This window comes from Sphingomonas sp. ABOLE, assembly GCF_003950455.1.
GTDB classification, from domain to species: domain Bacteria; phylum Pseudomonadota; class Alphaproteobacteria; order Sphingomonadales; family Sphingomonadaceae; genus Sphingomonas; species Sphingomonas trueperi.
The window spans coordinates 103381-126549 of record NZ_QQWY01000011.1 but is presented as its reverse complement, the minus strand read 5'-3'; the positions used below and the strand labels follow the sequence as shown (position 1 = coordinate 126549).

General features: G+C 64.3%; 21 protein-coding genes and 1 pseudogene. 7 read left to right on the top strand and 15 right to left on the bottom strand.

The window, feature by feature from the left end; translation table 11 throughout:
* The 6 genes and pseudogenes from CA234_RS24590 to CA234_RS09065 all read right to left on the bottom strand — a co-directional run.
* Nucleotides 1-257: pseudogene (locus CA234_RS24590) on the bottom strand (hypothetical protein); the annotation flags it as partial.
* Between the two features lie 22 nt (nucleotides 258-279).
* A complete protein-coding gene (locus CA234_RS24585; protein WP_206431151.1) occupies nucleotides 280-504 on the bottom strand; it encodes a hypothetical protein in 225 nt (74 codons plus the stop codon).
* A gap of 2 nt (nucleotides 505-506) precedes the next feature.
* A complete protein-coding gene (locus CA234_RS09080) occupies nucleotides 507-713 on the bottom strand; it encodes a PRTRC system protein C (protein ID WP_126001481.1) in 207 nt (68 codons plus the stop codon).
* A gap of 44 nt (nucleotides 714-757) precedes the next feature.
* Nucleotides 758-1186, bottom strand: coding sequence for a PRTRC system protein E (locus CA234_RS09075; RefSeq protein ID WP_126001480.1), 429 nt, complete (start codon nucleotides 1184-1186; stop codon nucleotides 758-760).
* A 36-nt stretch (nucleotides 1187-1222) separates the two neighbouring features.
* The gene (locus CA234_RS09070) at nucleotides 1223-2830 is read right to left on the bottom strand and encodes a PRTRC system ParB family protein (protein WP_126001479.1); all 1608 of its coding nucleotides are present in this window, start codon (nucleotides 2828-2830) and stop codon (nucleotides 1223-1225) included.
* Nucleotides 2831-2931: 101 nt separating this feature from the next.
* Nucleotides 2932-3942 carry a hypothetical protein gene (locus CA234_RS09065; protein WP_126001478.1) on the bottom strand — a complete coding sequence of 337 codons (1011 nt, stop codon included), beginning with the start codon at nucleotides 3940-3942 and terminating at the stop codon, nucleotides 2932-2934.
* Between the two features lie 75 nt (nucleotides 3943-4017).
* Here CA234_RS09065 and CA234_RS09060 point away from each other — a divergent pair, with 75 nt between their 5' ends.
* Nucleotides 4018-4506: a hypothetical protein gene (locus CA234_RS09060; RefSeq protein ID WP_126001477.1), complete on the top strand. Its 489-nt coding sequence runs from the start codon at nucleotides 4018-4020 to the stop codon at nucleotides 4504-4506.
* A gap of 90 nt (nucleotides 4507-4596) precedes the next feature.
* Here the strand turns inward: CA234_RS09060 and CA234_RS09055 are convergent, their stop codons facing one another.
* The 6 genes from CA234_RS09055 to CA234_RS09030 form a co-directional block, all read right to left on the bottom strand.
* Nucleotides 4597-4797 (bottom strand): hypothetical protein, encoded by a 201-nt coding sequence (locus CA234_RS09055; protein WP_126001476.1) that lies wholly within the window; start codon nucleotides 4795-4797, stop codon nucleotides 4597-4599.
* 37 nt (nucleotides 4798-4834) lie between these two features.
* A complete protein-coding gene (locus tag CA234_RS09050; RefSeq protein ID WP_126001475.1) occupies nucleotides 4835-5443 on the bottom strand; it encodes a hypothetical protein in 609 nt (202 codons plus the stop codon).
* A gap of 28 nt (nucleotides 5444-5471) precedes the next feature.
* Nucleotides 5472-6419 (bottom strand): zincin-like metallopeptidase domain-containing protein, encoded by a 948-nt coding sequence (locus tag CA234_RS09045; RefSeq protein ID WP_126001474.1) that lies wholly within the window; start codon nucleotides 6417-6419, stop codon nucleotides 5472-5474.
* A gap of 95 nt (nucleotides 6420-6514) precedes the next feature.
* Nucleotides 6515-8629, bottom strand: a complete 2115-nt coding sequence (locus CA234_RS09040; protein ID WP_241213403.1) for a ParB/RepB/Spo0J family partition protein — start codon at nucleotides 8627-8629, stop codon at nucleotides 6515-6517.
* Nucleotides 8630-9018: 389 nt separating this feature from the next.
* Entirely contained in the window at nucleotides 9019-13242 is a 4224-nt protein-coding gene (locus tag CA234_RS09035) for a strawberry notch-like NTP hydrolase domain-containing protein (protein WP_126001473.1), read from the bottom strand.
* Nucleotides 13243-13319: 77 nt separating this feature from the next.
* Complete coding sequence (locus CA234_RS09030; protein WP_126001472.1) at nucleotides 13320-14174, bottom strand: toprim domain-containing protein; 855 nt, start codon at nucleotides 14172-14174, stop codon at nucleotides 13320-13322.
* Between the two features lie 78 nt (nucleotides 14175-14252).
* Here CA234_RS09030 and CA234_RS24305 point away from each other — a divergent pair, with 78 nt between their 5' ends.
* The 4 genes from CA234_RS24305 (at nucleotide 14253) to CA234_RS09015 (ending at nucleotide 18364) form a co-directional block, all read left to right on the top strand.
* Nucleotides 14253-14402 (top strand): hypothetical protein, encoded by a 150-nt coding sequence (locus CA234_RS24305; protein WP_164521755.1) that lies wholly within the window; start codon nucleotides 14253-14255, stop codon nucleotides 14400-14402.
* Nucleotides 14403-14738: 336 nt separating this feature from the next.
* Nucleotides 14739-15899, top strand: coding sequence for a replication initiation protein (locus tag CA234_RS09025; RefSeq protein ID WP_206431149.1), 1161 nt, complete (start codon nucleotides 14739-14741; stop codon nucleotides 15897-15899).
* Between the two features lie 169 nt (nucleotides 15900-16068).
* Nucleotides 16069-17271 (top strand): AAA family ATPase, encoded by a 1203-nt coding sequence (locus tag CA234_RS09020; RefSeq protein WP_126001471.1) that lies wholly within the window; start codon nucleotides 16069-16071, stop codon nucleotides 17269-17271.
* A 79-nt stretch (nucleotides 17272-17350) separates the two neighbouring features.
* On the top strand, nucleotides 17351-18364 hold the full coding sequence (locus CA234_RS09015) for a ParB/RepB/Spo0J family partition protein (protein ID WP_126001470.1): 1014 nt from the start codon (nucleotides 17351-17353) through the stop codon (nucleotides 18362-18364).
* Here the strand turns inward: CA234_RS09015 and CA234_RS09010 are convergent.
* Nucleotides 18344-19285, bottom strand: coding sequence for a hypothetical protein (locus CA234_RS09010; protein WP_126001469.1), 942 nt, complete (start codon nucleotides 19283-19285; stop codon nucleotides 18344-18346). The two genes, CA234_RS09015 and CA234_RS09010, sit on opposite strands and share 21 nt — an antisense overlap.
* Before the next feature lie 219 nt (nucleotides 19286-19504).
* On the opposite strand from CA234_RS09010, the gene CA234_RS09005 reads away from it, so the two are divergent.
* Nucleotides 19505-20683: a tyrosine-type recombinase/integrase gene (locus CA234_RS09005; RefSeq protein WP_126001494.1), complete on the top strand. Its 1179-nt coding sequence runs from the start codon at nucleotides 19505-19507 to the stop codon at nucleotides 20681-20683.
* 47 nt (nucleotides 20684-20730) lie between these two features.
* Here the strand turns inward: CA234_RS09005 and CA234_RS09000 are convergent, their stop codons facing one another.
* Both CA234_RS09000 and CA234_RS08995 read right to left on the bottom strand, forming a co-directional pair.
* A complete protein-coding gene (locus CA234_RS09000) occupies nucleotides 20731-21531 on the bottom strand; it encodes a hypothetical protein (protein ID WP_126001468.1) in 801 nt (266 codons plus the stop codon).
* Between the two features lie 37 nt (nucleotides 21532-21568).
* Nucleotides 21569-22609: a hypothetical protein gene (locus tag CA234_RS08995; RefSeq protein ID WP_126001467.1), complete on the bottom strand. Its 1041-nt coding sequence runs from the start codon at nucleotides 22607-22609 to the stop codon at nucleotides 21569-21571.
* Between the two features lie 283 nt (nucleotides 22610-22892).
* On the opposite strand from CA234_RS08995, the gene CA234_RS08990 reads away from it, so the two are divergent.
* Nucleotides 22893-23162, top strand: coding sequence for a hypothetical protein (locus CA234_RS08990; protein WP_126001466.1), 270 nt, complete (start codon nucleotides 22893-22895; stop codon nucleotides 23160-23162).
* The last annotated feature ends 7 nt before the right edge of the window (nucleotides 23163-23169 follow it).

Sequence of the window (23169 nt, the reverse complement as noted above, 5' to 3'; positions counted from 1 at the left end):
CCCATACTGTCGCAGACGATGGCGATGGCCGGCGCGTCCATGTCCTCGCTGTTGAGGACGGCGACGCGCAGTTCGGCCAGTTCGAGCGGCCTGAGAATATCCAGAACCGCCTTATCGAAAACGCGCTCGATGCGGCGCCGGGCCTCAGCGCGCGTGCAACGCCGTGCCGTCTGGTCGCGCGATGCAACCCAACCGCCAATCAGCTTGTGATGACGTGCAAGCGGCTGATCGAAGCTGACCGGGATCTCCCGGGACAAGACGACCGACCGCCCGGCCAGGTCAGCCGAGCGGGGGCAGTCGCAAGCCGTTGGGAGACTGGAGGGGCTCGGCCGGTTCGCCGTGTTGCGATGCCGGGTCGATGAGGATCTTGAGGTGGAGGGCCTGGGCCTGCGGGTCGCAGGGTGGTCCGGGAGAGCGGGTAGCGTCGCCATCGTCGAACTCGATCCATTCGAGGAGTGTCTTGCGGGGTGCGGCGGGAAGGACCGCGTCGGCCTTGCGCGCCACGGCTATCCCTTGGTGCCGACCGCGCGGCGGTACTCGGTGACATGGGTACCCGCGGTGACGCCGGCGTCGACCAGCTCGGCGTTCAGAATCGCGGGATAGAGGGTGGCATGGTAGGCGCGCAGGCCCTGCGGGTCTTCGGCAAGGTGGGGCGGGACCGGGAGGTCGATTCCATCATATCGATAAGCGCGTGCGAGGTGATTGATCTGCATGGGGCTTCTCCTGAGAATTTGAACACGGGCCGAAGCGGGGGCCGTCACCAGAGGCTTGCCGGCTCGTCCGATTTGGCCTCGGCCGGGAGCGCGTTCGGAGCTGGTGCCGGCGACGCGGAAGTGGTCGCCGTCCTTGCCGGCGCCGGTGTCGCCCTTGACTTGGCGGCCTCGGCGGACGCGGCCTTGGCGGCTTCAGCGGCTTCACGTTGGTCGGCGATCTGATCGGCGAGCGTCCTGCGCGTCGCGATCAGCTGACCGAGCGCGCCGTCGGCGCCGCGCGCGAGTTCCGCGTCGATTTCCGCTGCGCTTGCGGTGATGGAGATGGGCCGTGTCTCGCCGACCTCGAGGGCGGCCGTCGTGCCCTCGACCTTCCGAGGGATGACGGTCAGGGTCACGGTGTCGTCCGGCCCGGCGACAAGGTCGAACCCTAACGAATAGCGGTGGAGCAGCGGGAGCAGGTTTGCGATAAGCATGGTTGTTCGTCCTTGTTCGGATGCGAGGAAAGTGGATCAGGCGGCGAGCGCATCGACGCGGCGGCTGGACACCGGGGCGGCGCCGGGCGCCGCGCCATATTGCCCGTCGAGGGTCATCGCGCTCGGCAGCCGGCCCGCCCAATCGAAGCCGGCGGCGTTCAGCATGCCGGTGATCAGATCGGCCTTCTTGGAGCCGAGAAGCTTGGCGAAGGCCTTCTCGCCCATGTACGAAATCAGCCCGCACTCCCGGGCGACGAATTTCAGCTCGTCCTTGGTATATCGCTCGAGAAAGGCGCGATCGACCTGCCAGACCTGGCGGATGTCGACGTCGAACGCCCTTGCGAGATCGGCGACATGGCTGAACGATTGCACGTCGCGGGCGTAGGCGGCGCCGATCGCTGAGAGCGCCGTTGCCGCCTGGGCCTCAGTAAGCTCGCGAACCTCATCGATTTTGCCCCCGAAGCCCAGATCAGGGAACGACGGGTTGACGAGGAGGCCGGCTCGCGCCGTCAGCGTGCTCGACTTGATCTGGGAGAGCGTGCCGGTCAGCGCGGCGACGAGGATGGCGGTTCGAGCATCAGAAGCGTTATCTGCGAGCCCGCGCGCCAGCGCGGTGCGCCAGGTTGCCTCCCGCAGATCGCTTGTGCGGCCCGCGATCGACTTCGCGGTGACGCTGGGGCCATTGGCGTTCGCGTTCGATCGCACGGTCGCGCGACCTGACGGACTACCCGGCGCGAGCGCGGCTCGCCGAGCGGTCGCCTCGACCCCGTCCGCTCGCTCATCTTCCTGATCCTCGGCCTCGTCAGCCTCGTCGAGATCGTGTTCGTCGGCGGCGTCGTCGGCTGAGGCGGAACGGTCCTGCTCCTCCTGACGGGCCTGCTCTACCGCGTCCGTCTTGAGCTGGAAGCATGCCGCGTTGGTGCAATGGCCATCGTCGACGTGGGTCTCGAAGAGCGCGCGTTGGGTCCCGGAGTTGAACGGACAGGTCGTGCATTCGGACTTGTCGAAACAGGCGTCGGCAAGATTCTGGGTTACGCGCATGAGGAGGTCGCGGGTCTTCCCGATGTCGAGGCCGGCTCCCAGGATGGTATCGATCGCCTTGTCCTGCTTGTCCGCCGGCACGGCGGCGAGCAGTTCGGCGTGGCCGACCTTGATGCGGCGCTCGTCGAGCGCGAGCTTCACCGCGTCCGAAAGGTTGGCCAGCGCGAGGCGGCGGTCGAGCTTGGCGCGAGACCAGCCAAGACGCCGGCCGGCCTCGCCGCGGTCGTTCTGGCAGGCGGCGAGGACCCGGACCGCGGCATCGGCCTGCTCGGTTTCGGAGGCGTCATCGCGGATATCGTTTTCGTCGATGGCCGCCTCGAGCGCTTCCTGGTCGGTCATCTCCCGGATGATGACCGGCGCTTCGCCGTCCGCACCGAACGCTTCGAGCGCGGCGCGATACCGCCGCCCGCCGGCGACGATGATGTAGCGATCTTCGCCATCGTCCGCCGGACGCACCAGAATCGGCTGAAGCATGCCGCGCAGCCTGAGCGACGCGACAAGTTCGTCGTGCTTCTTGCTGTCGAAGTAGCGGCGCGGGTTGTAGCCGATGGCTATCCGGGCGAGTGGGACGATGGTGGTCCCGGTGGGCTGGGGTGCGGTCACGGCCGATCTCCTTGCAGGGTAGCGGGGCACCTCCGTCGGGGATGGGTGCCTCACTCTGGCGAGCCTCATGCTCACCCCGTTCCTGCCCCCCTCCCCTCTCATCAGCCGGCGAGCCGCTCGCGGTAGATGTCAGTCGCCCATTGCTCGATCCACGGAGCCGTCACCTCGTCGTGATCGAGATCCCCGCTCTCGATGAGCTCGCGGATCTCGGCTCGGGCCTGCGCGATCGCCGTTTCCCAAGGGGCCGTCGGGACGGAATCGGGTTCCGCAGGCCGATGGTGCGGCAGGCGCAAAGGGTGGCTGGCAAGGCGTCCGAGCTGTGCGCCCACCCACCGCGCCATATGGTCGGCCACGAAGCGGTCGCTCTTGGACACACGGGCCTGGCGGGCGGCCTGTCGGGCGCTGATGCCGTATGCCTGGCTGTCGATCGATGCGACCCGGTGCTCGAACGGAAGCAGGTATGGCAGCGCCGAACCCTTCACGCCAAATGCGTGCAGCCGGACCCCCCTGGGCAATATCTGATCCAGATGGTCGATGACGGCGATGACCCCCTCCGGACCATGGACGTCTCGCCGGCACATGCTGCCTACGCCGATCAGCGACCCGGGCTTCAGCGATCCCCACAGCGCCTCTATGCAGCGCTCATAGTCTTCCGGTCGGCGGCCCTGGATGACCGGCATCAGGGTGTCGGCGATGCCGTGATCCTGGGCGAGACGGCGACAGTCGAGATTGGCGCGGATCGTGCGCGAGAGGCGGTCGATGACCTCTTCGCGGTCGCGAGCGATTTCTGCCTCGACGCAATAATCGGCGCTCGCCCACCACCGAAAGGGAAAGGCGGCCGCGAGCGCGACATAATCGGCGAGCGACCAAGGGAAGCCGCCGTATCGAGCCGCCGCGACGAATCCGGCAGAGTCCAGGCAGAGCGCCGTCAGTCCCTTGGCATTCCTAAGCTGGGAAAGCCGCCACCCGTCCCATTCCCGCCACCCCCGCCGTTCTGTCCAGCGAGACAAACCATTCGCGGAAATGAGCGCGGGCTGCTGCAATGCGCGAGCTTGGGCGAGGATCGGTCCCTCGCTTAGGTGCGGCAGCCCGACGATGATCTCAATCGGCATAGCGGGCTCCTTGGGCTTGGTGATATTGACGGCCCGGCGCGTTCACGATACGTTCTGTGGCGCAGGAGATTTGCCATGACGACGACACCGTTCCGCGAGCGCTTCGACCTCGACATCACGCTGCGCGATGCGGCGCTGGATTCCGAGAACCGGCCGACGCGCCGCATGATCGCGAACGCATCGATCGGGATGCACGTCGAGGACGCCTATTATTCGGTTCGTGAACTGCGCGAGGCTGTGAACTGGGTTCATGAGGGCATCCCCGCCGGCAAGGGGAAGCTGTCCGAGATTCTCGCCAACGACGGTGCCGACGACTTCCAGCGTTGCGTCTATTTCTGCCTGGCCGGGCGAGGCGTGGTGGCGATGCTCGACGATCTGGAATGGCTCGAGGATCTGCTCGAACGCCGCGGCCGGGTCGCGGGAGAGCAGGGTCGCCTGAAGGCGACGCGGATGCCGCTCGCCAATCCCTATGTCGCCGATGCGCCGGACGGTCCGATCGTGAAGCTGGACGCCGCCTTCGAGCAGGGCCCGTCATGGTGGGCCGATCCGACCCTGTCCGTCTGAACGGAGGTCGGTAGTCATACCTTGGGCCTAGAAAGGGCACCTGCCGCGGGCCGACGATGGCGCCGCCCTCCTCGCTTTGAACGCTGGGCCTCAAAGCACCATCTCGACTTCGACACGCTCGCCAAACGTCGGCCAGGTGCAGACCCGGAAAGGCTGGATCGGGTTGGTGGTGCGCACGATGCTGACGCGACCCGGCCGCTCGTCGAACAGCCGGGATGCGACACGGTGGGCGTTTTCGCGACTGCACAGGAGCAGACGCTTGGGGGACAGGCCGGTGCTCAGGTCAAGCATGTCAGATCCTTTTCGGAAAGCATGATACCGGCGGGGCTCAGGCGAAGATCGTCTTGTGGACCTTCGTGGTCGGCACGATCCGCCATTGCCGCTCCATTAGGCGGCTGATCCGGTAGCGGCCGCGGGTCTCCGGGTCGCGAAGGGTCACTCGGCGCCCCTGCTTCTCGACAATGAATTCCTGGCCGACATGGCCGTCGGAAAAGGTGACCGGCTGCTCCAGCCGGATCCGATCGCCGTCCGAGACCTTGCGCGAGCGGCGTTTCAGGTTCTCGGCGCAGCGACGACGCCAGTCGAGCGCGTGCTCCTTGTCGGTCGGCGTCAGCAGGTCGAGGATGTGCTGGGGGCATCCGTCCTCGCAAGGCCCCATCGACTCGGTCATGTCCTTGTAGCCGAACTGCTCACGGGTCTTGCTGCCTGGGTTCCAGAGAACCTTGCAGATGATCGCGAACACCTCGCCGCCGGCACCGTTGGTCATCACCTGCGCCGCGGCATAGTAGGTGCGGTTCTGTGGGCAGGACGAGGCGAGCACCCTGAGACCCGAGGTGCCCCCATCGACCTCGCGGCTGTAGGTGAACTGGTCGTCGAGATAGGCCTTTGCCGAGGCGTGACCGCCCATCGACGTGAAGGGCATGGTGAGCCAACCCATGAGGGGGTCCTTTCGCAAGCGGGAGGGATCAGGCGGCCTCAGCCAGCGGATCGCCGGGAGCGGACACTGGCGCGCCCTCGTCCCGATGATCGCTGCAGAAGGCGAGGAGATAGTTGAAAGCCTGTTCGGCCTTGGCCGCGGCGTGGATGATCGCGGTCTTGTCCGCGCGCAGGATTCCGAGCCAGTGGGCGACATAGCTCGCGTGATTGTCGTGGAGCTCATTGGGCAATCCGAGCTGTGCGCAGATGAGACCGCTGCCGATCTCGGCGACCAGCTCCTCAAATGCGTATGCCTGGTCCCCGAACCGCTTGCCGAACGTCCGCGCGAGGCGGGCGGTGCCGCCCGACCAATGCGTCGTCTCGTGCGCGCGCACCGAAGCATAGTGGTCCATTGTCCTGAAGGACCGCTGGTGCGGCATCTGGATGTAATCGAAAGTTGGGTGGAAGAAGGCGCGATCGCCCCCGTGGCGCACTTTGGCAGGGACAGCTCCGAAAAAGGCGTCGATCGCGCCTTGACGGTCGGACGGGTCGCCAGGATCGATGATGTCGGAGCCGGAATAGAAATAGGCTGGAAGACCATCGATCTGATCGGCGTTGAAGACGACATAGTGCCGCAGGAACCGGATATTCCTTTCGGTCTCGGCGCCCGTAACGGGATTGGCCTCGGTCTTTTTGAAGTTGGAATAATAGACCGAGAGTGAGCCGCTTTCGCCGCGGCGGACATTTGCGCCAAGGGCCTCGGCCTGGCGGTAAGTCATCCAATAGCGGGATCGATAGCCATTCGCGTCGGCGATCGCCCAGAGATAGATGGTGTTGATGCCGGTGTATGGCGTGCCACAGTGCCGCAGCGGTCTGCCCCCGGCGCCGGTGACGCGCCACGGTCGGCTCCAGGGCGCAACCCCTTCCTCCAGTTTGCGGATGATGAGACTGGTGATCTCGGCCGCGACGTCGCAGCTCGGTGTCGATTTGGCGCGCATGATGATGGGCTCCGGTCGCATGACGGGATGGCCGCCGACGCGGGCGCGCCGACGGCCAGTTTCTCGCGGTTGTTCGGATGGCCGTGGCCGGGTGGTCAGGCCTCGACCGGTTCGAAGAGCTCGCCGCCCTCGGCCTGCGAGCCGCGTTCGGCGTCATCGGACGGGTCTTCGGCATCGCCGTCATCAGCGGGATCGATGACCTTCGCGTTGGCATCGTCGAGGAAGCGCATCGCATTGGGAACCCAGGCGAGCGCAGCCTGCTTGACCTCGGGTTCGACGATCGACTCCCCGGCGAACAGCTTCTGGCAGCTTTCGGAGATCTCGGTCTTCTTGAGCGAAGCGTGACGGGCCGTAAGCGCCGGCCCCCCGACATCGTGGAGGAGGCTGAGGATCGTGCCCTTGTTCACGCGGTCGAAGAAATTCTCCGAGGTCGGCCGCCACCAGCCCGCGACGTCGACCTCGAGGATCGTGGCGATCCGGTTGTGAAGCGGAACCTGGACATTGGACGGGCCGGGCTTCGCTTCGAGCGACAGCGCGACCATATAAGCGAGCCAGTTCGCCTTGCTATCATCGTCGAGAGCGCGGAACCCCTCGAAACGATCCACCTCGCTGTCATGCTCGGTCCACGCGGCGTCGAGACCATCATGGGCTTCCGCCAGGTAGGCGCGTGCGCGGGAGCTGGGCATATCTCCGACCATGGGATCCTGCGGACCCATCGCGCGAATCGTCGTGCCGTACTTGACGGCGCCGTCGGCGGGACCGCCAGATGAGCACATCCGGGCGTCGATCATCACGAACAGCGCGAAGTCGAGCGCCAGCGCGGGCTGCGCCAGGAGGCACGAAGCGAGGATGTCGCGTCGCTGGATCGCAAGCTCATCATACAGCCGCCCGCTGAGTGGCTTTCCGCCGGGCGCCACCGCCTCGGGCCGACGGCCCGGCTGCGCGGAACCACGATCGGCGACGCGAAATCCTCCGGTCGGCGAATCTTCCCGACCCGCCTCGCCGTCACGAGCAGTATCATCCTCGCCCGTGACGGGTTCGCGCGGCTTTTCGATGAGGATTTGCTGCTCGCTGTAATATTGCGAGTCGAGCCGCATCTCGCCTTGGGGGGTGAGGACGAGGAACGCTCCCACATGGGCTTTCAGCTCGTCCGGCAACACCGGTGGGCGATTCTCGATTGCCTCGGCCTCGGCGATCAGCCGATCATCTTCCTGGTCGAGCAGCTTGACCGCCGCCTCCGACAGATCCGCATCCTGCATCTCGGCCTCGAGAGCACCGCGACGCTCGGCGATTTCGGCAAGCCGAGCACTCTGGGCCGCGGTCAGTTCCGGCGGCTGAAGAATGACGCGGTAGAGCCCGTGGGCGGCATTGTGCGTGTAGTTGCTGGCGATCGGGCGGATCCAGGCGAGCCCGGTCTCCTCACCGATCCGCCGGGCCTCGGCCTCCATGATCTCGCCGGCGAGACGATGGGCGATCTCCGGATTGACCCAACGGTCGTTGCCGTCTGTGAAAAGGTCGCCGTCGATCTTGCCGCCGGCAGCACGATAGCGCGGTTCGCCGACCAGCATCGCGATGGGGTCGCTGGCTTTGAGCGTCTCGTTTTCGATGACCCGGCGGATCGTGTCCGCGGTCACCTCACTGTGCTTATACGTGTTCCAGACGAGGAGCTGCTTCTCGCGATTCTCGGTCGAGGCGTATGCCTTGGCGATATCGAGCGTGATCTCGCCCTTGCTCAGCGCCTCGAAGATCGGCTCGGCGAGAGAGGCGAGCCGCAGGCGACCTTCCACGAAGCGACGGGTGACGCCGAACCGCTTGGCAACCGCATCGATGTCGCCACTCTTGCCGATGAAGTGCTGGAAGGCGCGGCATTCTTCGGCCGGCGTCATCTTGAGCTGATGAAAGTTGGTGGCGGTCGAAGTCTCGGAGAGTTCGGCATCCTCCCCCGTCAGCACCATGACAGGCACGTCGTAGTCCGCCTCCGAGATCGTGCCGCGCTCCGCCAGGAGACGGAGCGCTCGCCAACGGCGGCCGCCGTCGAACACCTCATAGGTGCCGCGCGGCTTTTTGGCCGGAGTGACGAGAAGGTTCTGCAGAACGCCCTTCGCCTCGATGCTCGCGGCCATGGGTCCGATCTGGAGCTGCTCGTCCGGCGCTGTGCGAACGTTGATTGGCGAGAGACGCAGCTTGCTGAGTTTGACGGTCTGGATCACGGGGGAAACTCCTCATGGCGTCCGGCAAGTTCCGGACACCATCCCCGACCCCCCTTCCCTCTCTCTGGCTCAGAGCGCTCCGGGAGGGTGGACGCCGCCCCCGCGTGCTCGCTCTCGGTCGCCTCATGCTTCGAGACATGCGCACAAAAACGAAGGGCCGCCCTTTCGGACGACCCTTCCATTGTCCTGCCTGAACGGGCAGCTCAGTCGAGCCGGACCCCCGAGGCGGAGGTCTTGCTCATGAGAGCCGCCGCACGCGGCATGTGACAATGAGACATCTGACCACCTCCTTTCCGTTGTTGAACGATCGCTAAGATGTGGGCGCGCAACGCGAATTTTCAATCCTGCGAATATTCGGGGTGGCTTATTCAGCATGTGCGATGGCCGCCTCAGGCAGCGGCGCGCAGTATGCGATCGAGCGTGTCGCCGGCCGTTGCCATGGGCAGGAAGACGCGGGTTCGGTACTGGATAACCTCGGTGAAACAACCCAGGGACTTGAGCCATGCAAGTTGCTGCGATGGTGCGCCGACCAGTTCGATCCGCTGGGAGCCGTTCACCAGGGAGCGTTTGATCGTCATCGGGAACGGCCGGGTCAGATCAACGCTGCGTCCCGACGAGGCGGACTTGACGATATCCGTGGGTGGCATGTTCTCGGCACGGTCGATGCCGAGCCTCGTGAAGAGTTGCACGACATGCTCGTCGAAGACGAGCCGTCCGAGCCAGCTGTTGCCCGCCTTGTCCGCGATCCGGTTGACCACGAGATGATCGCTCGGCAGCGCGGACCAGATCGGGAGCAACAAGCCGGTCGCGAGCCGAATGGTCTCGGTGTCGACCTTGTTCGCTGCTACTTCTGCCTCTTCGAGCCACTTTCGACAAAAGGCGTCGCGGTCGATCGTCGTCCAGGCGCTCTCGAACAGCTCCTGCTCCCGCATGTATTCACGCCGTGTCGGCCGCATTAGCTCGAAGCGCGGGATCGGCGTTCCCTCTTTCTCCTCCATGAGGGCGCGGGCACGCGTCTGCAACGCGACCATGCCGGACTTCCCGTTGATCAGGAACTCGGCGGTGGCATCGCTGTTCGCGATATGGAGGATGCGGTCCAGCGCGACCGGCGTCCTGCGATGAGCGATCTCGATCGTGAGCAGGTGTGATGTCGCCCCACTGACCGGATCAGTTCGCAAAAGTGTGTCATCCACCAGCGTAGCGGTATCGACGAGGATCGTCTCGACTCCGACGTCGAGACGCCCGGCGTCGCGCGCGGCCGAGACACGGGTTTCGACCAAGGAAAGAAACTCATCGAATATCTTGTTCTGAAGGGCGATCGGGAGCGCCAGGATCCGGTTGAGCCAGCGCTGGATGGGCGGGAGCTCATCCTTCATGACTCCGTCCTTGTCGCAGAGCTCTAGGCCGGTTCGGCGTTCGAACTCGCCATGCGACACGCTGGTCAGCTTGCCGCCGACGAGCAGATGAAACCAGGTGACGAGCGCCGCGCAGGCATATTCGCTCTCGAGATTGTCGGCGGGATCAAAGAGGTTTTGCCCGCCGGTCTGGCGCTGGCCGCGGGTGAGAGCGCCCAGGCTGTCGAGGCGGCGCGCGATCGTGCTCGTGAAGCGTAGCTCGCCTTTGCAGTCGGTTGTGACGGGCCGGAACAGCGGCGTGCTCGCCTGATGCGTGCGGTGCGTGCGACCCAGGCCCTGGATGGCTCGGTCGGCTCGCCAGCCGGGCTCCAGCAACAGGTGAACTCTCTGCTCCTGGTTCGGCACATCGCGCGAGGCATGGTATGACCGACCCGTCCCGCCGGCATCGGAGAAGATGAGGATCCGCTTGCGGCCCTGCATGAACGCGGCCGCTTCAGCCTGGCTCGTCCGGGTAGAACGGGTCTCGAGCTTCTGGCGGCCGTCAGCCGTCGAGACGAGCCGCTTGGTCCGCCCCGTGACCTCGGCAACGGTGTCATGGCCGAACTGTTCGAGCAGGCCGTCGAGTGCGGAGGTGATCGGAGGCAGAGCGCACAGATCTTCTATAAGCCGTGAACGCGCGGCCTCGGCCTCCGGGTTGTACACGGGATTCCCAGCTTCGTCTTCCATGGGCACAGAACGCTGCGTGCCGGTATCGTCCGTGAAGACCCGCATCTGCCGGGTCGGAAAGGCGCGCTCGAGATAGTCGATCACATATTCGCGTGGCGACAGATCGATCTCGAGCTCGGCGCGCTCGTCGGGGCTCAGCGCGTCGAGACGACGATCAAGGATCGACTCAGCTGTGGTCACAAGCTGCAACACGACGGACTGGCCGTTCGCAAGATGCTGGCGGACCGCCGCGATCACGGTTGGAAGCTTCATGGACAGCAGGACTTGGCCGAAGAAGCGCTGCTTGGTCGATTCGAAGCGCGAGCGGGCTGACGCCTTGGCGCCACTGTTCAGCGTGGCGTTTTCCAACCCGTCGACGACGCCGGTGAGTTCGAGAGCCCGCTCCATGTTCTGGTGAATGATCGACCAGGCGTCGGCATATGTGTCATAGATTTCGATCTGGGCCGGGGTCAGCTCGTGCCGCAGAATCTCGTACTCGACGCCCGCGAAACTCAACGCTCGCGCCATGTAGAGACCGGTCGCCTTGAGATCGCGAGCAACTAGCTCCATCGCCGCGATGCCGCCCTTGCGGATGCCGCTGATGAATTGCTCGCGATCGGCAAAGGCGGTTTCCGGTCCCCAGAGACCGAGGCGCACCGCATATGCGAGATTGTTGACGTCGGACGCGCCCGTCGCCGAGGCATAAAGCACGCGCGCACCGGGAAGCTGGTTCTGGAGGAGCACGCCGCAGATGCCCTGCTGCGATCCTTCCTTGGCGCCAAGGGCGCCCTCCCCGCCCGCGACCCCGCCCATTTCATGGGCTTCATCGAACGCCAGCACGCCTTGGAAGTCGGCCCCCGCCCAATCGACGATCTGCTTCAGCCGGCTGTGATCGCCGCGCATCGAGCGGAGCGTCGGGTAGGTGACGAGAAGAACTCCTTGCTCGAGCCTGATCGGCTCGTCGATGTTCCAGTTGGAGATCGGCTGGATGTCGCCGCTGAGGCCGCCAAGCGCAGTCCAATCCCGACGCGCATCTTCGAGCAACGGCGCATTCTTGGTGACCCATATGTTGCGACGGCGGCCCTGGAGCCAGTTGTCGAGGATGCAGGCGGCAATCTGGCGTCCCTTGCCTGCACCCGTCCCGTCCCCGAGGAAGAAGCCCTTGCGATAGGCTTCGCCGTCCTCGGCAAGGGTCAAGCCGACGCCTTCCTTGTTCGGCTTGAAGCGGCCGGGGATCGTCTGCGCCCAGGCATGTCCCGCATAGACGACCGTTTCGAGCTGGGAGGCGGAAAGCAGGCGCTCGGAAACGGTGCGCTCGGGGAGCGAGGGGACATAGTCGGGGATCGGCGCCGGGATCGATCCCATCGCCACGGATTCGACCAGCGCGGTCGGATGCTCGCCGGCGGTGGCGAAGCTGATCCGGCTTGGCCGGTAGGGAAGATAGACGCCGGTCTGCTCGAGGAGCGGTGCGGGTGTCGCGAGCTTCTCATATTCGACGGGGAGCACATCGTTACGAACGGGCGCGTGAAAGGTGCGCGGTTCTGGGCGGCTGCTCTTGACCGCGCGAAAAAGCGAGATGCCGCCCGACCGCTTTGGCGCCGGCACGGGCTCGTCTCGACGGGGCCTCGATCTTTCGGGAACGCGTAGCGCATCGAGAAGCTCGGTCACGGAGGAGCGCTGGATCACGGACGGCGGTGCCTTGCCGGGGACCTTGTCGATCACGAACAGTCGGATGGCGATCGACGTCCCGTGCTTCAAATAGCACTTTTCGAGCCGCACCGAGGTCTGGACGGTGACATTGCGCAGCACCGTTTCGTACTGGTCGCGCATCCTGGCGCTGGGCCCGAACCAATCAGGCATGATCGCAACCAGACGTCCCCCCGCCTGCAGCCGGCGAAGCGCAGCCTGTAGATGGCGGACCGCAGCATAGTCGTCGGCGCCGCGCCCGAGGGAGCGCGAGAACGGCGGGTTCATGAGGATGAGCGAGGGTCGCTCGGCAGCAGCCAAGGTCGAGTTGATCGTTGCGCCGTCCTCGCCGGAGATCGTGGCCTCCGGGAAGACGTGGTGCAGCCGCCCGCGGCGGAGGGGATCGAGTTCGTTGAGGTGGAGAGCTTTGTGTGGCCCGGTTTGAGCGACAAGCAATCCGTTGCCGGCGCTCGGCTCGAGGATGACGTCATCGGGCTGGACGTCCGCAAGCAGGACCGCGACGGCGGCGATGTCGACTGGCGTTGAAAATTGCTGCCAGTCGAGTTGCTCCTCGCTCCGCACCGTCTGGGTCGGGAGCCGCTCCGAAAGTGCGACCAGGCCGCTGACTTGAGCAAAGGAATTCAAGCCCTGGCCGCTTGAGCGAAGGTGTAGGGCGAGCGCATGTTCGAGAACCTCGAAGCTCGTGCGCTGAGTCCAGCGGCCGTCGGCATCGGACCCGCCGAAAGCGGTGACCATGATATCATTGATCAGGCGGCGGCTGATAGCGCCGTCCGCTGCGAGGTGCGGTAGGAGCAGACGCGCGGCATGATGGTCGGCGCGATCGGCCGCGTGGAAGAGGTCGGTCATTTTGGGATCTCCTGCGAGGCTGCACCTTCAGCAGCATCACGCTCTCGATCCCCCTCCCCTCTTCCACCCCGGAGCGCCTAGACACTGATGCCCTGGACGACCGCGTCGAGGACTTTCGCCCAATCCTTGAACTTTGCCGGGGGTGGTGCCCGGCGGATGGTCAGACCCGGCCGTCGGTAATGGATCTCGGCCTTGTCGGCCGCGCGTCGGCCTTCGGCGTCATTGTCCTGGGCGATGAGCAGTGTATCGATTGCTGACGGGATGATCAGTTGATTAAGACGCCGTGCGCCGAGAGAAGCCCAGCAGGGGATGGCGTTGAGGCGAGCGAACGCGTCAGCGGTTTCGAAGCCCTCGGCAATCGCAAGGATGGTGCCCCCCTCCCCGCCCCGCCACGAGCCGTTCCCAGGCATGCCGAGCATTACCTTGCGCGTATAGTCGGCGGTCGCTTTGTTGAGAAAAATCCGCTGAATCGCGACCAGTCGACGGGTCTCGCGCACGGCGATCAGCAGGGCCGGCTCGAATACCGTCTTCGGCTTCGGCATGTACGGGCACCTCGGATGAAAGCGCACCTCGCGTGGCGGCGGAAGGAGGTTGCGGCGAGCGAGATAGCGCTCGGCCAGGGTGCCTCGAACATCGACAGCCTGCTCCCAGAGCCGCTCGATATTGGCCGGGCGCTGCGGACCGGTTGCGTCGGGCGCCGAATAATGGCGACCTGGTCGGACTCGGCGGAGTTCCCTCAGGACGTCCTCTCGCGAGCATCCGGCAAAGCACGTGACGAGGATCCCGCGATCACCTTGGCGGATCGATAGGCTTGGATCGCTGTCGCTATGAGCTGGGCAGCGGCACATCGCGATATAGCCGTTCCAGGTACCGCCGAGCGTCCCGACGATGTCGACTAGTTCCTGCGTCGGCCTCTTGGCTGTAAGCGGCATAGGTTCACCTCCTGCTCGCCAGCCTAGACCCCCCTCCTCTCCTCAGCGTCGCGGCCGTTGTCGACGGAGGCGACTCGGGTGAACTTCCTCAAAGAATCATCTTTAAAAACGCCGCTGCTCGCAGCGGAAGGATTCGTGATTCTAAAGATTCAGATTCAGGGTGCGAAAAGCACTGTGAAATCAACGGGCTGCGGCGCTTTGCCTGACCGGACGGGGGTGTTTGACTGACCCATTGGGGGCTTCAACCTGTCCCGTTGGGGGGTGATACCTGACCTGCCGGGGCAATCCTGACCGATTGGGGGGACCGTGGTTTTGGGCGGGGCTTTGGCCCAGTTTTGATGCGCGCTGATCGGCAAGGCGTCTGGAAAGGCGGTTGGGGGGCATCGTTCGGGCGTCGCCGCTCGACTCGGCAGTCTTCCTCGAATTATTGCCGATCGACATGCAAATTTATCCTGACCAATTGGGGGAGGCCGAGGGGCGGATGATCCTGACCTGACTTGACGGAAGAGGTCAGGTCAGGCAGCAACTGCGCACCGGAGACTCACATCTGAACGTAATCATGGCATGGAAACCGACGCTGGCCAAATAGATCAGGCTGTAGACCAAACCGGCGACGAAGCATCGCCAGGTCGTGCGATGCGAGTTGCGGCTGCGCTGAAGGCCAAAGGTGGCGATCAATTCGCTAAACCAGGCAACATCATCGAGGTTAAGTTCGTCAAGGGCGAGTCTCTTAGTCTGACAGCCTCACGATTGCTTGCGCTGATGATCCTGACTGCGGGCGGGGATGCCTGGGAGGATCGTCCGCATCGCATGCGAAAGGCGGACATTCGCCGGGGTCATAAGGGCAATGAGCGTATAAGCGACATGTTGGAGGAGCTCCATCGCACGCTGTTCGCGGTCGACGACAAATCGTGGCGAGGGAAAAAGGCGACGCTTCGCTTCTCGCTCATTTCGCGGTCGCGCGAGGAGAGCGAAGAGGACGGTGGCGAGGCGGGCTGGATCGAGTGGGAGTTCACACCCGACGCGCGAAAGCTGATTCAGGCTTCCGAGACCTATGCGGTGCTAAACCGACAGGCCGTTCTTGGCTTCAGATCGAGCTACGCCCTTAAGCTCTATGAGCTTGGCGCGCTCCGGCTGCATCGTCGGCAGGCCACATGGAAGGGCGACATGCAGGCGCTCCGGGCCGCGCTCGGCATTCCACCGGAGGTCTATGCCGACTTCGCCCAGTTGCGGCGGAAGGTGCTCGAAAAGGCAAAGGCCGAGATCGACCAGCTGGCCCATTTCAGGGTGGAGTGGCGGGAAATCCGGCAGGGGCGCACGGTCACTGAGCTTGAGTTCCGGTTCGAGCCCAAGGGCGCGCCCGAAGTCATCGAGACGGTGGACGAGCTGAACCGGCACTCATCGGGGCGGGAAGCGAGGCGTGACGGTAGCGTGGAGACGATGAGCGTCGCAGCGGCCGGGCAGGGGAAGATTTCGGCGCCAACGAAGGTTCTCCCCAAAGCCAAGCCGGAGGAAAAGACGTTCCCGCGAGGGTCACTTCATTTTGGCGAGGATGAACTCCTGGCGATCGGCCGTGCATACGGGGGTGGCTGGGACATCAACATGATCGCGGACGCCTATCGCGAGCATATGGGTGAGCGCCTTGGGAAGCTCCGGGGAGCCAAGATGGTCGCGTCTTGGAAGGGGTTCTGCGAGGGCTGGGTCAACCGTCGGGGGCGTCCCTGAGAGCAAGAATTGCACGCGTGCAATTTCGATGATCCCCCACCGAGTCAGGATGGTGGGTGAAACGTGAGTTTCGCCCGCATCACGGCACAACGACTTTCGAAAGTTCGTCATTTCTTGACCGAAAAGCGCAAGTCGGTGTACCACACGCCGAATTGCGAAAGGTAGGCATGTGGCTAACGGACTCGAGATAGAGGAAGCCGAGCGGATCGTCTCGGTTGCGACGCTTGCCAGTCGAACGTCCTCAGTGCTTGAGAAGCTGCGCGATTCGGCCCGTAGTGCGCGGGCTGATGACCGGCGCGAGCCGACCTTTACGATCAGCAAGGCGGCCGAGCTGGTAGGTCGAACCCCGGCGGCGATCCGCGATGCGGAGAAGGACGGACGCCTGCCCGAACCATCGCGGACCGACACCAATCGGCGCGAACGATATACGTTGGCTCAGCTGAACGACATGCGAGGCGTCTTCGGAACCCGGCCCTATCGTGCGCCAAGTGATCCGTGCTGCGTCGTTGCCGTTCAGAACTTCAAGGGTGGGGTGGGCAAGTCCACGGTAGCGGTCCACCTTGCCCAATATCTTGCGATCCGGGGCTATCGCGTTGCTCTCGTGGATTGCGACAGCCAAGCCTCCGCAACGACGCTGTTCGGCTACGTTCCCGATCTCGACCTCGACGAGGACGATACACTCTATCCGTTTCTCCGGGAGGGCGAGCGGTCATCGCTCGATTACGCACTGCGCAAGACGCATTTCGATGGCCTGGAGCTGATCCCGGCGAACCTCCGGCTGTTCAACTCGGAGTATGAGCTGGCCGCGCGCATGGCGCGGGGAAGCGACGGGCTCCTTGACCGCTTGAAGGAGGGCATCGAGAGCATTTCGGACCGGTTCGACGTGATCGTGATGGATCCGCCGCCGGCGCTGGGCGCCATCTCGCTGTCGGTTCTTCGCGCGGCGAACGCCCTTGTCGTACCGGTGCCGCCGACGGTCATGGATTTCTCGTCAACGGCGGCATTCCTGTCGATGCTAGATGAGACAATCGAGCAGCTTGCCGAGCGTGGTTTGGCGCCGGAGCTTCAGTTCCTACGGTTCGTCGGCTCTAAGGTCGACGAGAACAAGTCGATGCAAAAGGAGCTGCTGCATTTGATGCGGACGCTGTTCGGGCATGCGATGGTACGGACACCACTCAAGGATTCGGCCGAGATCGACAATGCAACGGCGCGGCTGATGACCGTGTATGAGCTTGATGGACCTGCGACCAGCTCGGCCGTTCGCAATCGCTGCCTTGGTTATCTCGACGGCGTGAACGCGGAGATCGAAGTCGATATCAGGTCGATGTGGCCAAGCCATCAGGCAGCTTTGCGCAAGGCTGCGCTGGCGTGAAAATCCGAAATTGCACGCGTGCAATTTTGAGAGAACAAGGAACAATTGCACGCGTGCAATTCGGTAGAGGGAGGCTCGAATGAGCAGGAAAAACACCGGCTTTGCGGCCGATCTGGCGGCGGGTATCGACCTGTCCGAGGAGACTCCGCCGCCGCGTCGCTCGGGCCTCGCTTCGAATGTGCTCACGGGGCGCTCCAATAGGCTCGCAGACCTTGCTTCCGGCGCGATCGTCAATCGCACGCATGAGCTTGTCGATCCGGCGCGCTGCCGGATGTGGGCAGGCCACAACCGCGATTACGCGCTGCTAACCGAGGAACGCTGCGCCGATCTGATCGAGAGCATCAAGGCGCAGGGGCGCCAGGAGATGCCGGCGATCGTACGGCGTGTCTCTGGCGATCCTGACTTCGATTTCGAAGTGATCTGTGGAGCGCGGCGGCATTGGTCGATCAGCTGGCTGAGAGCCCACAATTACCCTGACTTCAAGTTCCTGGTCGATGTGCGCGAAATCGGGGACGAGGAAGCTTTCCGGCTCGCCGACATCGAGAACCGGGCTCGTGATGACCTGACCGACCTTGAGCGGGCGAGGGACTATCTGCGCGCGCTCGACACCTATTACGATGGCCGCCAGAAGACCATGGCCGAGCGGCTCAAGGTCTCCGAAAGCTGGCTGACCCGCTACCTCGATCTGGCGCGCCTGCCAGTGGAGCTGACCCGGGCGTTCGTGAACCCGCAGGATCTCGGCATCCGCAACGCGATGGCCTTAAAGGGCCTTCTGAAGCCGGAGGATCGAAAGGCGAGGGCCTACAAGGAAGCTGAGCGGCTTTCCGAAGCGCAGGCGACGAGCGGCGAGGCGCTGCCGGTCCTCGATGTGATCAAGGCGCTCACCCTGGCGGCCGACCCCCCCAAGAGGTCAGGATCCCCCAAGAGGTCAGGAAAGCCCGAGACCATCTCCAGTTCAACCGGGAAGCCGGTGCTCCGGATTGACGGCGCCGACCGGAAGGGCATCCGCTTGACCCTGCTGAGCAAGGGCGGAGCGTCCCGCCAGGACGCGGAGGAAGCGATCCGGGCGGTGCTAGATCAGCACTGGGCGTGACCCGGACGAGGTCGACGCCAAGAGCTTTCGGGCACCTTGGGGTGTCACCTTCAGCAGGCGCGCGACCGCGGCGGGCTGAAGCCCCGGGTAGGATAGTTGGAGCCGAGCGAGCAGGGGAGCCTTGCTCCGCTTGGTGACCTGAAGATCGGACCGGATGCGCGCCGCCGCACGCTCGATAGACTCCAGTTCCCGAAGCCCCGTCTGAGCCGTTCGGCCAATCGCCTGCACCATTAGCCTCACGAGCTCAGCGGGGGAGGGGGGCAGGTACTTTGGCAGCAGGATACAAGAGGGGATGATCCGCGTGGTGAAGCCGGCGCGGTAAAGCATCCGTGGCACGGCGACCGCGATCAACCAGTTTCGGTCGCGGCCGCGCGGTGGAAGGTTGAGCGTCCGGCCATCGAGGCTGACCACGTCCCAACCGCTAGTGGTCGCCGGCTCGGTGAGGGCGGCCAACTCGAAGACGCGGTCCGCGACGCCGAGGAGGTCGGTGGTAGGGAAGGGGGCGTCTGCGGCCGCCTGCACTTTCCGCCAAAGGGGACCGAAATGGGCGAGGTCCGACGTCGCATAGGTTTCCGCTTCAGCGCGATCGTCCAGGACGGACCGCAGCGCATTCAGCGTCACGCGGGCGAGAGGGTCGCTAAGACCCTCATCGCGGCTGAGGGCGATATGGAAGATGGCCGCCACCGAGATCGGATCGTTGAGTCCCTCGGACGAGCGGGGAGGGCGCGTGCGACCCGCGATCCAGTCCTGCAGGTCTTTCACTGCGATCGGCACGCCGGCGAGGCCGGCAAGGGTGGAGGCGCCCTTAAGACGCGAACGAGCGAGAAAGATGTCCGCGCTTGTGCTACCCTGCAGCCGGCCATCCAGGCGTCCGAGCAGGAGCAGAGCGTCATCGGCACGAGGGTTGTCGTTGCGGGTCATGAGTGCCGACGATGCCACGTAAGGAAACCAAAGTCAGCAGTTGGTTTCCGCCCATGATAGTCCTTGCTTATGCACCTTCGATAATTGCAGTTATCACATAACCGAAATTGACGCCTCTTTATAAGGTGCGCTACAGCGGCGGGCATGGAGGCGAACGCGCCACTCGGGCAGGAAAGCCCTGAAACCGGTGATTTCGATACGGCCGGCGGCGAGATCGTGATGGTTCCGGCGGAGCTAATTCCCGAGATTGCATGGACTGCGACCCAGATGCGCGCCGGCGCCCGCATCGTCGTCGACGAGGCGTTGATCGCTGCCTACCAAGCCGCCAGCTCCCCGCACTCGATCCGCGCGCTCAAATGCGACCTCGAGGCATTTGACCTATGGTGCCGGCGAACGAACCGCTTGGCGCTGCCGGCGACGCCCGAGATCGTCGCCGACTATCTTGACGCGCGGGCGGGGCAGGGGGCTCGCCCCGCCTCGCTCGGCCGCTACAAAGCGTCGATCGCCAAAATCCACCAACTGCTCGACCTCAAGGATCCGACCCAGGCCACGCTGGTCAAGCTGCGGCTGCGCGCGATCCGCCGTGAGAAGGGCACCGCCCAGGCCCAGGCGCGGCCGCTCCGCTTCAAGGGGCCAGTGCGCGACGTTGAGCGCGACAAACCCCGCGGGATCAACGTGAGGGCGCTCCTGGAGGCTTGTGGAGGCGATCTGCCGGGATTGCGCGACCGGGCGCTGCTGTCGGTGGCGTACGACACCGGATTGCGGGCGTCAGAGCTCGTCGCTGTGGAAGTGGAACATATCCTCGAAGCGCTTGATCCCGAGGCCAGGCTGCTTGCGATCCATCGAAGCAAGGGTGACCAGGAAGGGGAGGGGGCGACGGCGTTCCTGTCACCGCGTTCAGCGCGGGCGATCGCAGCTTGGATGGAGGCGGCGGGTATTGCGAGCGGTCCCTTGTTTCGACGTGTGCAGGTGCGACGCTACAAGGCGCGGCCAGCAGTACAAGGGCGGCGGATCGATAGCATCTCCAGCCGCGAGAAGTGGGACTTGCGCAAGACCCTGTCGAAGCCGGCGGTGCCGGCGCGCGTGGAATATGATGTTGGTGCCGCGGCGCTGCATCCGGGGTCGGTCGGTCCGATCTGGCGGGCAATAATCCGGCGCGCGTTTGACTGCGGCGCATTGGGAGACCTGACCGCTGATGATCTGTCGCGGCTTCTGAAAGGGATCAGCGCGCATTCGACGCGTGTGGGTCTTAATCAAGACCTGTTCGTCGCGGGAGAAGATCTGGCCGGAATCATGGACGCCTTGCGGTGGAAGTCGCCGCGCATGCCGCTTGCGTACAATCGCAATCTGGCGGCGGAGCAGGGCGCCGCTGGACGGCTCATCGCTAAAATTGGATAGGTCTGCTGTGCTACCGGCATGGTGTTGAAGCTTGCTGACGGCCAGGATCACCCGGCTCGACGGCGCAGGAGATAGACGCTGAGCGCGCTGGCGGTGGTGACTACTAGTTCAGCTTCCTCAAATTGAGGCTGCCGGCCTTCGAGGATGTGTCGGCCCTGCTGCGAGGTGAAGCCCCAAAGCTTTTCGACCGCCTGGTCGAGCGGCGCCGGCAGGCTCAGCCGCCTGATGATCGGTCCAAGCGTATCGGTCGTCCCGCCGACCTCGCGGGCGACGCATTCCAGCGCCGCCATGGCGTGCTGAATCGCGCCAGTGACATCGGCCTGAGGGCGGCGCGAGATATCGCGCAAGGCCTCATGGACCTCGTTCGCGGCTGTCGGCGCGCCGTGCTGACGCATCACCTCTGTTGCATGTCCGGTGGCGAGTGCGAAGGCCTCCGACCCGCGCGCGACCAGGGTGCCCTGCTTCATCTCCCAGCCCACACCCCGATCGCGGAAAAGCTGGTTGAGCTGCGCCTCGAAGCGGGCCTGCTGTGTGCCGGTAAAGTCGCGCGTGCCGATTTCGGCATAGAGGCGTTCGGCGAAGTCATACACGCGATACCATGGCGCTTCGTCGATAAGCCCTGACACCTCGCGCTCAACATTGCTTGCCGACCAGTTGTTCTGGTCGGGCCGCTGCAGCAGAATTTGGCACAGAATGTCCCGCATCACACTGGGGCCAAGGTCAGCACCGTATCCCGCCATCAGAATTCCGTCACGGATCGGCGTCGGCGCGTCTTCGCGAATAGTGATCTCGGCTTCCGCGGCGTGATAACCGAAGCGATCGGAGAAGGAAGAACCGGAACCGTTCATGCGACGACGTTACCAGATTCGCCGGCGATCTCCCGGTCTATTTAGCGGCGGTCATTTCGTCCTCGGGCCAGGCAAGGTTGGGCGTCGCCATAATCCGACCGCCCGCGCGGAACTTATTCATGGTGGGCAGCAGCGCTCGGGCCAGCTTACGGTCGGGTGGCAGCAGTCCAACGGGGCTCACATAGACGTTGCTTCGATGTATCATGAGGCCACGCAGTGGCAGCCATCCGGGCTCGCCGAGGTTGCCGATCAAGCCGCGGCGAAGCGCGTTGGTCACGATGTCGACCAACTCGAGTCCGGGCTCCGGTTCGCTCGAAAAGCGAAAGCTCTCGCCATACATTTTCTGCAGGTCGATGCCGGCACCCCGGCTGCGATCGGCAGGCGGCGCGACGTCGCGGAGATATTCCGGGAGCTCGTCGAAGATGAAACGGCGAAAATGGCGATAATCGCCGCCGGGCAGCATCGCGCCGGGTTTCACCAGCGACATCGCCTGCAGCCAGATCACCAGCGTTTTTGACCACCATTCCTCCCAATTGGTGACGGCACTGGGATCCTTGGCGTCGATGACCCAATGGAATTCGCCAAGTTCCTTAGGGAAGCGCTGGCAGTGATAGACGATCATGTCCTGCATGACGTTGTAGAGGAGGTCGATCGTCACCGCGCCCTGAACATAGAGCTGGTCGGAAAACCCAGCCATGCGCCTCTGCAGCGCGGCGATGCTATCGCGCAGTTCCTGGGTATGGCCGTTGGTGAGATTGGCGGCGAGGCTCGCGCTGCGCCTCTCGCGGTGCTTGGCGATGTCCTCCGCGCTGTGGTCGGCGAGGTCGATCATCGAGGCGCAGAAGAGGGCACCGTTGATGCGCAGGAGCTCGACCACCGCCGCAACCTGGCGCTCGTCGAGTAGGCTACCTTTCACCTCCCCCTTGCGCGTAGGCAGGTTAGCGCGAAGCCTCCCATACTTTTTGAACAGCTTGGGCAGGCGGTGTGACGGCATGATGAGCGCGCCCAGAGTCGAAACAGCCGGCGCGTCGGCACCCGCCCCGGAAAACGTCCCTGACTCGTCGATGAAAATATGCACGCGGTCCTCCTCGCCGAGAACAATAAGGCGGGTCGCGCGACGGCGCGATCAAGACTTCGAGGACGAGCTTGTCACTCACGGCGGAACCCGCTTGAAGGGCTAAGCCAATTCTTAGTGTCAAACCGCTACCGCTGAGAAGCTGGCGAGAAGCGGAGAAGGCGCCTCGCGGCTTTGCGGATCACGCCCTTCATCGCTTCGAAGGCTTCGCTACTTATGAAAGGCGAGTGGATCGGAACGGACGATAGCAAGGGCCGTTACGGGCAAGGAAGGTTTGCGAGGCTGTATGGCTCACTTATCGCCGATCGAGATAGAAAACTGGTTGGCGCTGTACGTCGCGGTCGGATTGTGCTGCGCGTTCGCGGTCGTTCTCTCGATCACGACAACGGCGGTGCAGCTTTACCGAGAACAAGCCTGGAGCGAATTCCGCACGGTCCGTGGCGCGGTGCTGTTCATTCCTCGGACTTGGTGGCGTTGGCAGAAGCTGTATCTGCTATCTACTCCCGTGACGCTGGCAATCGTCGGTTCATTCGCTGCTACCCTGACATGGAGCTGAGGCTTCA

Excerpts from the sequence above, each read along its gene's own strand:
- CA234_RS08990 (WP_126001466.1), top strand. The coding sequence starts at position 22,893 with ATGGCTCACTTATCGCCGATCGAGATAGAAAACTGGTTGGCGCTGTAC.
- CA234_RS09065 (WP_126001478.1), bottom strand. The coding sequence starts at position 3,942 with ATGCCGATTGAGATCATCGTCGGGCTGCCGCACCTAAGCGAGGGACCG.
- CA234_RS09005 (WP_126001494.1), top strand. The coding sequence starts at position 19,505 with ATGGTTCCGGCGGAGCTAATTCCCGAGATTGCATGGACTGCGACCCAG.
- CA234_RS09075 (WP_126001480.1), bottom strand. The coding sequence starts at position 1,186 with ATGCTTATCGCAAACCTGCTCCCGCTGCTCCACCGCTATTCGTTAGGG.
- CA234_RS09080 (WP_126001481.1), bottom strand. The coding sequence starts at position 713 with ATGCAGATCAATCACCTCGCACGCGCTTATCGATATGATGGAATCGAC.
- CA234_RS09055 (WP_126001476.1), bottom strand. The coding sequence starts at position 4,797 with ATGCTTGACCTGAGCACCGGCCTGTCCCCCAAGCGTCTGCTCCTGTGC.
- CA234_RS09050 (WP_126001475.1), bottom strand. The coding sequence starts at position 5,443 with ATGGGTTGGCTCACCATGCCCTTCACGTCGATGGGCGGTCACGCCTCG.
- CA234_RS09025 (WP_206431149.1), top strand. The coding sequence starts at position 14,739 with ATGGAAACCGACGCTGGCCAAATAGATCAGGCTGTAGACCAAACCGGC.
- CA234_RS09000 (WP_126001468.1), bottom strand. The coding sequence starts at position 21,531 with ATGAACGGTTCCGGTTCTTCCTTCTCCGATCGCTTCGGTTATCACGCC.
- CA234_RS09010 (WP_126001469.1), bottom strand. The coding sequence starts at position 19,285 with ATGACCCGCAACGACAACCCTCGTGCCGATGACGCTCTGCTCCTGCTC.
- CA234_RS09035 (WP_126001473.1), bottom strand. The coding sequence starts at position 13,242 with ATGACCGACCTCTTCCACGCGGCCGATCGCGCCGACCATCATGCCGCG.
- CA234_RS09030 (WP_126001472.1), bottom strand. The coding sequence starts at position 14,174 with ATGCCGCTTACAGCCAAGAGGCCGACGCAGGAACTAGTCGACATCGTC.
- CA234_RS09060 (WP_126001477.1), top strand. The coding sequence starts at position 4,018 with ATGACGACGACACCGTTCCGCGAGCGCTTCGACCTCGACATCACGCTG.
- CA234_RS09045 (WP_126001474.1), bottom strand. The coding sequence starts at position 6,419 with ATGCGCGCCAAATCGACACCGAGCTGCGACGTCGCGGCCGAGATCACC.
- CA234_RS09015 (WP_126001470.1), top strand. The coding sequence starts at position 17,351 with ATGAGCAGGAAAAACACCGGCTTTGCGGCCGATCTGGCGGCGGGTATC.